The organism is Endozoicomonas sp. 4G, assembly GCF_023822025.1.
Classification (GTDB): Bacteria; Pseudomonadota; Gammaproteobacteria; order Pseudomonadales; family Endozoicomonadaceae; genus Endozoicomonas_A.
The window spans coordinates 870,219-882,585 of record NZ_CP082909.1; the positions used below are offsets into that span (position 1 = coordinate 870,219).

A 12,367-nucleotide genomic window follows, 5' to 3' on the forward strand; every position below is an offset into this window, starting at 1 on the left:
CTCACTTATCGTACCTCAAGATCAGTTTCAAGTGAGTCACTTAGAAGTTCTAAGTCATACTCTTTTACTGAAGAAATTCCTTCATTTTTAAAAACCCTGATAAAACTGGCTGATTTTTTATATGACTTCCAAGTGTTTTCAAAACTATTGATACAGTCTCTACTATGAGTTGAACAGAAAACCTGAATATTTAGCTTGGATGCCAATTTAAAAACGATATCCCATACATCATCTTGGATGCTCCAGTGTAAACCATTTTCGAATTCATCTACGATTAATACACCACCTTTAGCGCTAACTAAAGATAAAATGATTTGAAATATACGAGACATGCCGTCACCCAAGCTTTTTAGAGGTACAGGCTCAGCAATATTTTTTAGTTTCACCAGAGGGATTCTGGATGGGCTTCTGACACCACCGGAATTTTCTACAAATGTTATACCCATTGCATTAGGTTCTACTAGTTTTACCCCTTTTAAAACCTCTTTTTCTAATTCAGTTAATGAAATTCCATCCCATAATAAAGATGCTAAAGAGTCATCTATTCCATCGGTTGGAACAAATTGATAAGGAATTGAATCATTTTTCTTGAAGTTGATGGATCTTCGTTTAATATCTCGGTATTCGGAGTTGAGCGAAAATAATATTTTGTATGATCCATTTGTTTCAGAAACGATATATTTTTCCAAAAAATCTGGATCGCATTCATCGACTTCATCTTCTAACAGCATTCTTCTAGTAATGCCATTTTCAGTTTCCTCCCTAATATACGCAGCTGTTTTGACATGTATAGTTTCTTTATCAGAAGATAGCTTAAACCCATCCTTGTTAATGTCAGGAATGGTATGACCTTTAAACAGATGTCTTATAGGGTTAGACAGTAATTGTTGTGTATATTTACTTTGCTGAGACTCCCAGTGCTCCTGCCTACAGTGCAAGCGTTCATGTAAAGAGTCTGGTGATACTCTTGAGAAATATAACAGAAACCCTTCTAGTAGTGCACTTTTACCTGAGCCGTTTTTTCCAACAATTAAGTTGACTCTATTTAGGTTATTGATTTCCACATCACCAAACAATCTGAAATTATTTATTTTAAAGTTCGATATCATATTGGAATCTCTATCAATTTTTATCTGAATTAATGTAATCTATCGTCTGTATCTAACAAAGACACATTTTACAACATTGAAGAAATCTTAGCGAATAGTCGAAAGGCGCCCAGGGTGAACGAAGTTTGGGCGCCATTGATAGGGGGAAACGCATCAATTCTGAAGCGGTTTCTCCAGCCATTGACTGACCAGCTTCGTCCAGGCCGGGTGGCTGTTCAGGCAGGGAATCAGTTCCAGGGATTCACCGCCAGCGGCAATGAAGTCCTCCTTCGCTTCCATACCAATTTCTTCAAGGGTTTCCAGACAGTCAGCCACGAACGCCGGGCAGATCACCAGAACCTTTTTAATACCCTGCTCTGCCAGTGATTTGATCGTACTGCTGGTAGCCGGTTCCAACCATTTATCCCGTCCCAGTTTTGACTGGAAGGCGACGGAGTATTTATCCACCGGGATGTCGGCTTTCTCAACAAAGCAGGCGGTGGTTCTGTATACCTGATGTCGGTAGCAGGACTGGTGAGCAGGTGATGCTTTCTGACAGCAGTCGTTGGATTTCAGGCAGTGTGAACCGGTGCAGTCATCCTTGCGGATGTGTCTTTCCGGAACACCGTGATAACTGAACACGATGTGATCGTAATCCTTCTCCAGATAGTCTTTTGCGCTTTCAATCAGTGCGTCAATGTAGGCATCGTGATCATAAAATACGGGATGCACTTTTAACGACACCGGTAGTTTGTGATCACTGATGATTTTTTCAGCCTTTTCTACCACGGTCTTGACGGTGGACATGGCGTAGTGTGGGTAGAGGGGGAACAGCAGAACTTCCTTTATATCAGGTTTGCTGGCCAGTCTGACCACAGCGCCTTCCATATCCGGCTTGCCGTAACGCATGGCTAACTCTACCGGCATGGAAGTCAGTTTCTGGACTTCTTGCTGAAGGTCCTTGCTGATAGAGATCAGGGGGGAGCCCTTTTCGGTCCAGACAGAGGCATAGGCTTTGGCGGACTGAGCGGGTCTTTTGGGCAGGACAAACAGGCTGACAATCATGCGCCTTAAGAGCCAGGGCATGTCGATGACGTTACTATCCATTAGAAATTCATTCAGATAGTGTCGTACATCTTGTTCATGGGGGCTATTGGGCGAACCCAGGTTAACCAGCAATGCTCCGGTATTTTCCATTCCTACTTCCTGTCTGCCTTGAGAAATCTTTCGTAGTCAGATGCCTATCGCACATGACGGTTTAACAGTTCACTGTTTTCAGTTTAAAGCTATGGAGTATAACCAAAAAACGTGAGCATAGCGGAAATACACCTTTCCGGCTCTGAATCAAACAGGTTTCTGTGCCAGAGTAACACGATCCTGATCAGACAAGTCCTGTCGTGTGCTAACCGCCGTAAAGCCATTGGACTCCAGTATGAGTCGGATATCTCTGCCCTGATCATAACCGTGCTCAAGCAATAACCAGCCTCCTGGTTTCAGCTTTGCAAAGGCCTGCTGACTGATGGTGTGTATATCATCAAGACCGTCTTTGCCAGCAGTCAGTGCTGACCTGGGTTCAAACTGCACATCGCCCTGGGCAAGATGCTTGTCGTCTTCACGAATGTACGGCGGGTTGCTGACAATCATATCGAGCGGCTCTGCCAGGGGCGAGCACCAGTCACCTTCCACAAACGTGACATTGCCGATTTGGTTCAGAACAGCATTTTTCTTAGCCGTGGCGACCGGTCCGGGCAGCCTGTCAACGCCGATCACTTGCCACTGTGGTCGCTCGACAGCCATGGCCAGAGCGATGGCACCACTGCCTGTGCCAAGATCAGCAACCGCTGCCTGATCAGAAACAGGCATAGACAGGGCAAGTTCTACCAGCAGTTCAGTATCGGGCCTGGGAATCAGTACGGAAGGTGAAACCTTAAGTTTCAGACTCCAGAACTCTTTCTCTCCCGTTATATAAGCGACAGGGGTTCCTTGTATTCGTTGTCTCAGCATTGACTCAAACTGCTCAGCCTGTTCGCGCGTCAGCTCTCTCTCGGGCCAGGTGAACAGGTAGCTGTGGGGTTTGTCCAGCACATGACACAGCAGCACTTCGGCATCAAGACGGGCCGTGTCGCTTTGTTCTCTTCGGGTGGCATAACTGTCAGTGAGGCGTCGAGTGGCCTCACTGAGGGTCTGATCAATCCTGCCCATTGGCTTATTCATCAGACAAGCCTGTCAACAGATCCGCCTGATGTTGCTGAAGGAGGGGGTTAATCACCGGGTCGAGATCACCTTCGATAATCTCAGGCAGTTTATACAACGTCAGGTTGATACGATGATCCGTAACCCGCCCCTGTGGATAGTTATAGGTTCGGATACGCTCGGAACGATCACCACTGCCCACCAGACTTTTACGGGTTTCGCTGATCTCTTTGGCGGCAGCCATTTCCTGAGCATCCTGTAGTTTTGCAGAAAGCAAAGCCATGGCCTTGGCCCGGTTCTTGTGTTGTGAACGCTCGTCCTGACATTCAACCACAATACCGCTGGGCAGGTGAGTCAGGCGAATGGCGGAATCGGTGGTATTCACATGCTGACCACCGGCACCGGATGAGCGGTAGGTGTCAACTCTAAGGTCTTCCTTTTTGATCTCGATGGCTTCCTGCTCGTCGGGTTCTGCCATAATAGCGACGGTACAGGCTGAGGTGTGTATACGTCCCTGGGATTCTGTTTCAGGCACACGCTGAACCCGATGAGCGCCGGATTCAAATTTCAGATGGCCAAAAACATGGTTGCCCACCACGCGGGAAATAATTTCCTTATAGCCACCGTGCTCGCCGTCATTGGCGCTGATGACTTCGATGTTCCAGCCGCGTTTTTCAGCGTAGCGGGAATACATCCGGAACAGGTCGCCAGCGAAAATAGCCGCTTCGTCACCGCCAGTACCGGCACGAATTTCCAGAAAGGTATTATTGTTGTCCCTGGGATCTTTGGGCAAAAGCAGTAGTTGCAGCTCCTGGGCCAGGGCTGGCAGCTTTTCTTCGCAGCTCTGAATCTCTTCTTCGGCCAGATCGGCCATTTCCGGATCGTCTTTCATGGTACGGGCGTCTTCCAAATCTTTTTGAATCTGGTCGTATTCCCGGTAAGCATTAACGACAGGTTCAAGCTCTGCGTATTCTTTGGAGAGTTTCCGGAACTGGTCCTGATTACCGATGACTTGCGGGTCACTCAGCAAAGCCGCCAGTTCCTCAAAGCGTTCCAGCAGGGTTTCAAGTTTGGCACTCAGACTGGCCAGGTTGGGATCTTTCATTTTGATGTAATCAATGTTTGGTTCAGGCGTGAGCCTGATGGGTTAAACAGCAATTCGGTGATGTAAAACTAAGAATGGCTTGGCCCTTTATCCGGGTCTTCGTAACGGCGATGAATGCCCAGCAGCTCTTCAGCCCACTCCAGTTGGTTGCTTTGACCTTGTGCCGCTGCTTTCTTCAATGCCACGCTGGGGGTGTGCATAAGTTTGTTGGTCAGTGAACGGGCAAATTGATTCAGAACCTGTTCTGCCGGAATGCCATTGGCCAGAGACAGTATGGCCTTTTCAAGCTCACGATCCCTGAGTGCCTCGGTATTTTGTCGATAGCTGCGCAGAACACTGACGGCATCCAGTGAGCGTAGTCGGCTCATAAATTCGAAAGCACCGGTTTCGATCAGTAGCTCGGCTTCCTTGGCGGCATTCTGCCGCTGCTGCATATTGTCCTGAATCACGCCATGAAGATCATCGACGGTATACAGGTAAATGTCTGGCAGCTCAGTGACTTCAGGTTCGATATCACGGGGAACCGCAATGTCCACCATAAATATGGGGCGATGCTTGCGCTTTTTAATGGCTCTTTCAACGGTGCCTTTACCCAGTACAGGAACCGGGCTGGCCGTTGACGAGACGACAATATCAGCGGCTGGCAATAAATGAGGAATATCCGAAAGCAGGGCGGGCTTGCCATTAAATTTGTCAGCCAGCAGTTTCGCCCGGCCCATGGTTCGGTTAGCGACGATGATGTCTTTGAGGCCTTGCTGGTGAAGGTGTCTGGCGACCAGTTCAATGGTTTCACCGGCACCAATCAGTAGTGCTGTGTTCTCAGAAAGGTCGGCAAAGATTCTCTGGGCAAGGGTTGTGGCTGCGTAGGCTATGGAAACAGGCTGCCTGCCAATGGCAGTGTTGGTTCGAACCTGTTTGGCAGTGGTAAAGCAGTACTGGAACAGTCTCGATAGCAGCGAGCCAATAGTCCCGGCTTCCTGGGCCTGGGCGTAGGCTGATTTCAGCTGACCAAGAATCTGGGGTTCACCTAACACCATTGAGTCGAGGCCGCAGGCCACTCTCATCATGTGGCGGACAGCGGCTTTGTCGTGATGGATATAACTGTGTTGACTCAGCAGCTTCTGATCCAGGTTGTGGTACCCGGTCAGCCATTCAAGGGCTTTGTGATAATCGGCGTTGCTGGCACAGTAAAGTTCTGTCCGGTTACAGGTAGACAAAATGGCCACTTCATTGGTGTGCATGAAATGGCGGGCATCCTGAAGCGCTTCAGGCAGTTGCTCAGGTGAAAAAGCAACCTGCTCCCTGAGTGCGACGGGTGCAGTTTTGTGATTAATACCGGCGGTAAGATACCCCATAAAGTCCTGTTGCCTTTTCTTACACTCTAATCAGCCCCATCGGGGCTGTCTTCTTACTTTCAATGTTCATTTACACAACCCAGTCTCCGTGCCTTCTGACAAAAGATTGGGCTGTTTGTTTCAGAGTCAATGCTATTATTGACCACACAGTATTCTACAACACTGGGCAGCAGGCTGATGTTTGTCCAAGGTTATTTCAATAAAAGCAGAGGGAATTCCCGTCATGTCAGGCCGATTATTACTACCTGATCGTTCGCAGTTCTTGCGTTATGGACATTCTGGCCGATCAATTCTCCTATGGAACGGCAACAACTGCAAACCAGGATGTATCCTGCCATACCCAAAGCAGAAGAGAAATATGTTATCCGGTCTCCCGGTACAGGCTCCGTAGCAAAATGTTTCTCACCATAATTTGGTGTGTCATGATAAAAAAGGTCTCAGTTGAAACGGATTCATCCGGGGCTGCGGGCTTCAATGCAGACATTATTTCCAACATTTCCAACGGGTAAAGGCATTCCATTTATGAAGAAACTTAATGGTTTCTCTTTATTGCTGGCAGTTATATTGGTGTCGGGTTGTTCTTCAGTTCAACGTTCAGGGCAGACCGGGGTGGCGGCTGAGCCTGTTCCTGCTCCGGTCAGCAACGAGCTGGAAGAGCCGGTAGCTTCTTTTGAACCTGATACCCTTTACGATTTGCTGGTTGCGGAACTGGGCGGGCAGAATAAACGTTATGATCTGGCCTTGGGGAATTACCTCAAACAGGCTCACAAAACTCAGGACAAAGGGGTTGCTAAACGCGCCTATCAAATCAGCCAGATGGTTGGCGCACGGCAGGCGTCTCTGGATGCGGCCTTACTCTGGTCAACGCTGGATGATGAAAATGCAGCGGCGTTGCAGGCCAGTGCGATTGAGCTGATCAGGGCGGGGCAACTGAACCGTGCCGTCGAGCAGATGAAAAAGGTGCTGACCCTGGAGGGTGAAGTTAATTTTGATTTCCTCGCAGTCACTGCCTCAGAGCTTCCTGAGGATGAAAGGAAGCAAATGCTGAGCACCTTTGACAGCATTCTCAAGGAGCACCCCGGTCAACCATCATTGATACTGGGCAAAGCCATCCTGTTACTTCGTGACAACCAGTTGGCGGCAGCGATCAAACTCTGTGATCAGCTGCTCGCCAGAGACTCCAGCAATGTCAAGGCGATCATACTCAAAGGCCGGATTCTCAATAAGATGGGCAAGGGGGAAGAGGCTGAGAAAATGTTGGCTGATGCCGTCAAAAAACATCCTGAAAACCCCCGTTTGCGTCTGATTTACGCCCGCGTGCTGGTGCATCTGGATAAGCTAAGTGAAGCGCGTAAGCAGTTTCAGGTGCTTTTGGATCAGTCGCCTTATGATGTTGAAGTCCTGTTGTCTCTGGCGCTGATTTCCCTTGAGAGCGGTATGCTGGCAGAGTCTGAAAAATACTTTAAACAGCTGCTGGCCCTGGGGCAGAGAAAAAGTACTGCACATTATTACCTGGGCTGGATGGCGGAACAGAAAGGGCAGTATGACCAGGCTCAGGAATATTTTCTGAATGTGATGCCGGGCAAGGATTTCATGATGTCTCGGGTTGCCCTTGTCCAGATGCTGCTCAAGCAGGGCAAAGTGGCCGAGGCCCGGGAGCAGTTGGCAGAAGACCGCAATCGGTTCCCGGTTCATGCAGAGCAGCTTTATTTGCTTGAGACAGAAGTTCTGGTGAATGCCGGAGAGCTGGACAAGGCCTTAAAGCTGTTTACAGACGCTGTGTTGCGCTATCCCGGCAATGCTAACCTGCTTTATGGTCGGGCCATGGTTTATGAGAAAATGGGAAGAATCAAAGATCTTGAGGTAGACCTCCGTGCTATTATCAAGAGCCAGCCCGATAATTCAGCCGCTTTGAACGCCCTTGGCTACACCTTGGCAGATCGTACCGATCGTTATGAAGAGGCCAGGGAGCTGATCGAGAAAGCCTATGCCCTGGATAAAGACGATCCTGCCATTTTGGACAGCATGGGTTGGGTTCAGTACCGTCTGGGCAACCATCAGGCGGCTTTGGTTTATCTCCAGGACGCTTATGAAAAATATCCTGATCATGAAGTAGCGGCTCATCTGGGTGAGGTGCTTTGGGCTCTGGGGAGAAAAGCAGAAGCCCAGGCGCTTTGGGATAAAGCTTTGCAGAAGACCCCGGACAGCGACATTCTGAAAAAAACCCGTGAGCGATTGGAAACTCACTGATTACCCATCATAACGAGCCTTGCGGGGCTCGTTTCATCACCTTCAAAAACTGGCAGGCTGTATGCGGATTCCGTTTTCTACCTTAACCCTGACTGACTTTTCATTGCAGCTAAAACTGGCTGTTCTTATGGTTTTTGCCCTGTTGCTTTCTGGTTGTGTCACGGCTCCCAAACCAGAGAAAGGGCTTTCAGAAGCTCAGCGCCAGTCGTTGTGGCAGGCTCATCAAAAGCAGCTGAAGGCATTGGATCATTGGCACCTGAAAGGGCGGCTGGGGTTGAGGGTTCCCGGAGATTCCGGAGCCCTCTCCCTGGAGTGGCAGCAGAATAAAGAGCGTTATCTTATCTACCTGGATGGCCCCTTGGGCCAGTCGGTGGCAAAAATTAATGGCCAACCGGGTTCGGTAGAACTGGAAGCCTCTGGAAAGCGCTATCGTGACCAGAATCCTGAAAAGTTGCTGTTTGAGCTGACCGGTTGGGATTTGCCCGTCAGCCTGCTGCGATATTGGGTCATGGGGCTGCCCAGTCCCGGGAGCCGCGCCAGTATCCGGCTAAATAATCAGGGCTATCCCGAGTTGATGACTCAACAGGGGTGGCAGGTTGAATATTTGCAGTACAAGGACTTTTCCGGAATCACCCTGCCTGCCCGAATAAAAGTCCGACAGGGTGAAGTAGAGGCAACACTGTTTGCCAGAACCTGGCAGCTGAAATAAGCTTTTTGTTTTTAATCTCTGTTCTTTTATAGGGCAGAAGTCGTTTAATCGTTCATGGTCGTAATTTCAGGATGGTTTGTTGATGTCGCCTTCAGCTCTGGTTCTCCCTGCTCCTGCCAAGCTAAACCTTTTCTTGCATATAGTCGGACGTCGGGAAGATGGTTATCACCAGCTTCAGACCGTTTTCCAGTTTTTGGATGTTGCTGACGAACTGACCTTCGAGCCTCATAACGAGTTATTGCTGGCTTGTGATCTGCCGGAACTGGTCAATGAGGACAACCTCATTCTTAAAGCTGCCCGTCTGTTACAAGTCCATACTGGCTGTGAACAGGGTGCCAGAATTACGCTGGTTAAACGTCTGCCCATGGGCGGTGGAGTGGGCGGCGGAAGCTCTGATGCGGCGACCACTCTCCACGGCCTGAATATTTTATGGGGGCTGGGGCTGGATGACGATACGCTGGCAGAACTGGGGCTGAAACTGGGAGCTGATGTTCCGGTCTTTGTTCGGGGGCACGCCGCTTTTGCCGAGGGAGTTGGCGAAAAGCTTACTCCCGTCAGTCCTGAGGAGTACTGGTACCTGGTGCTCAAGCCTGGCTGTCATGTCAATACCACCGAAATGTTCCGTCATCAGGAATTGACAAGAGATACTCGTCCCATTAAAGTTTGCGCCGCATTGAACAGGCTGCATGGAAATGAGCTGACCAATGACTTTCAACCATTGGTTCGCAGGCTTTATCCGGAAGTTGATAAATGTTTAATGCTGTTGGATAATTCCGGAAATTCGAGCGTGGGGCAGGCTATGATGAGCGGTTCGGGTGCCTGTGTGTTTGTACCGTTTGCCAGTCGTGAAGAGGCGGAAACGACTCTGGCAGGAATCGACTCTGATGTTGATAGTTTTGTTGCCAGTGGTGTCAATACATCTCCGCTTCACCACTCGATCAGTCAACTGCGATCATGTGTGAATTAAAGTCCATTATCCCACTTACAGTCACTGCGAATTATGTTACTGGGGTGTCGCCAAGCGGTAAGGCAGCAGGTTTTGATCCTGCCATGCGGGGGTTCGAATCCCTCCACCCCAGCCACAGTTTTGAATCCTATCTTACAGATAGCTCTCTCGTTGCCAATCCAGGCAGCCCAAAACAGAATGATGTGACTCTCATTGCCGTCGGCGATGGGGGTTCTGCTCGTTTGGCGAAGAGCTACATCCACCCACGACTACGACCAGAGCAAGGTACTTATCCGTGTCGAAAATGATGGTGTTTGCCGGCAACTCAAATCCGGAGCTGGTGCAAAAGGTTGTCAATCACCTGCATATTCCCCTTGGCAGGGCCTACGTTGGCCGTTTCAGTGACGGCGAAATAGCCGTTGAAATCCAGGAAAACGTTCGTGGTCGTGATGTCTTTATCATCCAGTCCACCTGCGCCCCGACCAACGACAACCTGATGGAACTGCTGGTTATGGCCGATGCTGTGCATCGCTCCTCTGCGGTTCGTATCACGGCAGTGCTGCCTTACTTTGGTTACGCGCGTCAGGATCGTCGTCCACGTTCTTCCAGGGTACCTATCAGTGCCAAAGTGGTGGCTGATATGATCGCCGGTGTTGGTGTTGATCGTGTTCTGACGGTGGATCTGCACGCCGATCAGATTCAGGGCTTCTTCGATATTCCTGTGGATAACGTATACGGCTCACCCATCCTGCTGGACGATATGGAACGTCAAGGTTATGAGAACCTGATGGTGGTATCACCTGACCATGGTGGTGTGGTTCGTGCCCGTGCTGTGGCCAAACGCCTGAACACAGATCTGGCGATCATCGACAAGCGTCGCCCTGAAGCCAATAAATCTGAAGTCATGAATATCATTGGTGATGTTGCCGGTCGTACCTGTGTGCTGGTCGATGACATGGTCGACACAGCCGGTACTCTGTGCGCAGCCGCCGCGGCATTGAAGGCCAAAGGCGCTACCAAGGTGCTGGCCTACTGTACTCACCCGGTTCTGTCGGGTCGTGCCCTGGAAAACCTGACTAACTCCGAGCTGGACGAACTGGTGGTCAGCAACACTATTCCTCTGAGTCCGGCTGCCCAGGCTCTGGATTGCATCCGTCAGTTGGATATGTCCCCTCTGCTGGCTGAGTCTGTTCGCAGAATCAGTAACGCTGAATCCATCAGTGCGATGTTCCAGTAATTTCAGAGCATCAGCAAAAACGCCGTAAGCCCTCGCTCAGGCGAGGGTGTCAAACCCATTCAACGAACATTCAGTGCTTCATCACGGTAGCGCAAAAAGGGTTCCAGAAAAAATTCCAGTAGTCGGCGTTTGCCGGTTTTCACCTCGGCAGAGACCATCATATCCACATGCAAAGGTTCCTTCTGACCGTTAACATTGACAAATTGCTGCTGCAATCGGATGTATACCGGATACATTAATCCCTGCTCGTCCTGCTTCCGGGCATCTTTGGAAACCAGCTCAACTACGCCTGGTAAATAGCCAAAAAATGTATAGGGAAAGGTTTCTATTTTGATATCGGTCACCATCCCCACCTTCACAAAACCGATATCCTTGTTTTCCACCATGACTTCCGCCTGCAACTCAGCATTGTCTGGAACCAACGACATCAAAGTGACCGCCGGTTGGATCACCGAGCCGTCACCCAGCACCGATAATTGTTGTATCGTGCCGTCTTCCGGTGCCCGGATATAACAATTCTGGTGGTGTTCCCTGACTTTGATAATGCTCATCTGTAGCTCAGTCATCTTATCGCTGAGCTCATTGAGTTTTTCCATGCGTTCATGACGAAATGCTTTTTGTCTACTTTCTTTTTCACTAACAAGCGCTGCCAGGTCTGCCTTTGCTTCATTCCGGTGACTTTGCTGAACCTGCAGCTGCTGGCTGGTGTCCAGCTGTTTTTCCCTGGTGGCCAGCCACTCCAGCCGAGATATAAGACCTTTGTCCAATAATTGCCGAGTCGCTTTTTCATTTTCCAGATGCAGGGGGTTAAGTAGTTGCAGTCGATCAATTTCGGCTTGAATCGCCATGATTTTTGCCCGGCGCTGATTGATTTGCTGCACTATGGATTGATTGCTGCTCTGATAATGCTGGTAGTCATAATCCAGCAACTGTTGCTGGCGAAACCACTGGTCAGGGCTGGGCGTTCCCGAGAGCGGTAGCTTAGTCTGGGTAATCCATTTTTGCAGGTTGGGGGGCGGTGCCAGGGGCGTTTCCGTTGCCGATTCAAGCAACAATTGCAATCGCCCGACATTGAGCTGGTTTTGCAGCAACATGGCTTCAAGCTGCTGAATATCCGCTTCGGGTTCAGTGGGGTTCAGCTTGATCAGTAACTGGTTTTTGTGAACATGCTCACCTTCTGTGACATAAATAGTATCCACCCGGCCAGCAATCAGCGACTGTACTTCCTTGACCTTGCCCACGGGTATTATTCTGCCATTGGCGGTGACTTCGGTGTCAATAAAGCTGAACCAGCTCCAAAGCAAAACAAAGGTCAGCAGGGCACAAATCAGCAACATCAGGGCATGGGCGAACGGTGATGGGGGTGATTCGAGAATTTCAATAGCGGCTGGCAGAAATTCCAGCTCATCTTTTTTGCGCCTGACCCGAGGATGTTTTTTCTCATGGTGCAGGCTGTCTCTGATCAGCGTGAGAATGCGTCCCAA

General features: G+C 49.6%; 10 protein-coding genes and 1 tRNA gene. 5 read left to right on the top strand and 6 right to left on the bottom strand.

The features are described from left to right. Positions 1-5: 5 nt before the first annotated feature. The 5 genes from K7B67_RS03325 to hemA form a co-directional block, all read right to left on the bottom strand. Entirely contained in the window at positions 6-1,109 is a 1,104-nt protein-coding gene (locus tag K7B67_RS03325; protein WP_252178962.1) for an ATP-binding protein, read from the bottom strand. A gap of 153 nt (positions 1,110-1,262) precedes the next feature. Continuing rightward, a complete protein-coding gene (gene hemH / locus K7B67_RS03330; protein WP_252178963.1) occupies positions 1,263-2,285 on the bottom strand; it encodes a ferrochelatase in 1,023 nt (340 codons plus the stop codon). 147 nt (positions 2,286-2,432) lie between these two features. Beyond that, positions 2,433-3,302, bottom strand: a complete 870-nt coding sequence (gene prmC / locus K7B67_RS03335; RefSeq protein ID WP_252178964.1) for a peptide chain release factor N(5)-glutamine methyltransferase — start codon at positions 3,300-3,302, stop codon at positions 2,433-2,435. Beyond that, on the bottom strand, positions 3,295-4,386 hold the full coding sequence (prfA, locus tag K7B67_RS03340; RefSeq protein WP_252178965.1) for a peptide chain release factor 1: 1,092 nt from the start codon (positions 4,384-4,386) through the stop codon (positions 3,295-3,297). The genes prmC and prfA overlap by 8 nt, the downstream gene beginning before the upstream one ends. Positions 4,387-4,454: 68 nt before the next feature. After that, a complete protein-coding gene (hemA, locus tag K7B67_RS03345) occupies positions 4,455-5,741 on the bottom strand; it encodes a glutamyl-tRNA reductase (protein ID WP_252178966.1) in 1,287 nt (428 codons plus the stop codon). Positions 5,742-6,263: 522 nt separating this feature from the next. Between hemA and K7B67_RS03350 the strand changes: the two genes are divergently transcribed. From K7B67_RS03350 to K7B67_RS03370, 5 genes are all read left to right on the top strand, one after another. Beyond that, positions 6,264-7,991, top strand: coding sequence for a tetratricopeptide repeat protein (locus K7B67_RS03350; protein WP_252178967.1), 1,728 nt, complete (start codon positions 6,264-6,266; stop codon positions 7,989-7,991). Between the two features lie 61 nt (positions 7,992-8,052). Continuing rightward, complete coding sequence (gene lolB / locus K7B67_RS03355; protein ID WP_252178968.1) at positions 8,053-8,700, top strand: lipoprotein insertase outer membrane protein LolB; 648 nt, start codon at positions 8,053-8,055, stop codon at positions 8,698-8,700. Between the two features lie 82 nt (positions 8,701-8,782). Then, positions 8,783-9,667: a 4-(cytidine 5'-diphospho)-2-C-methyl-D-erythritol kinase gene (gene ispE / locus K7B67_RS03360; protein WP_252178969.1), complete on the top strand. Its 885-nt coding sequence runs from the start codon at positions 8,783-8,785 to the stop codon at positions 9,665-9,667. Positions 9,668-9,707: 40 nt separating this feature from the next. Beyond that, a tRNA-Gln gene (locus K7B67_RS03365) sits at positions 9,708-9,782 on the top strand. Between the two features lie 159 nt (positions 9,783-9,941). Then, entirely contained in the window at positions 9,942-10,883 is a 942-nt protein-coding gene (locus K7B67_RS03370) for a ribose-phosphate pyrophosphokinase (protein ID WP_252178970.1), read from the top strand. A gap of 59 nt (positions 10,884-10,942) precedes the next feature. Here K7B67_RS03370 and K7B67_RS03375 read toward each other — a convergent pair whose 3' ends face one another. Further along, positions 10,943-12,367, bottom strand: coding sequence for an HlyD family type I secretion periplasmic adaptor subunit (locus K7B67_RS03375; protein WP_252178971.1), 1,425 nt, complete (start codon positions 12,365-12,367; stop codon positions 10,943-10,945).

Excerpts from the sequence above, each read along its gene's own strand:
- ispE (WP_252178969.1), top strand. The coding sequence starts at position 8,783 with ATGTCGCCTTCAGCTCTGGTTCTCCCTGCTCCTGCCAAGCTAAACCTT.
- prmC (WP_252178964.1), bottom strand. The coding sequence starts at position 3,302 with ATGAATAAGCCAATGGGCAGGATTGATCAGACCCTCAGTGAGGCCACT.
- K7B67_RS03325 (WP_252178962.1), bottom strand. The coding sequence starts at position 1,109 with ATGATATCGAACTTTAAAATAAATAATTTCAGATTGTTTGGTGATGTG.
- prfA (WP_252178965.1), bottom strand. The coding sequence starts at position 4,386 with ATGAAAGATCCCAACCTGGCCAGTCTGAGTGCCAAACTTGAAACCCTG.
- K7B67_RS03350 (WP_252178967.1), top strand. The coding sequence starts at position 6,264 with ATGAAGAAACTTAATGGTTTCTCTTTATTGCTGGCAGTTATATTGGTG.
- hemH (WP_252178963.1), bottom strand. The coding sequence starts at position 2,285 with ATGGAAAATACCGGAGCATTGCTGGTTAACCTGGGTTCGCCCAATAGC.
- lolB (WP_252178968.1), top strand. The coding sequence starts at position 8,053 with ATGCGGATTCCGTTTTCTACCTTAACCCTGACTGACTTTTCATTGCAG.
- hemA (WP_252178966.1), bottom strand. The coding sequence starts at position 5,741 with ATGGGGTATCTTACCGCCGGTATTAATCACAAAACTGCACCCGTCGCA.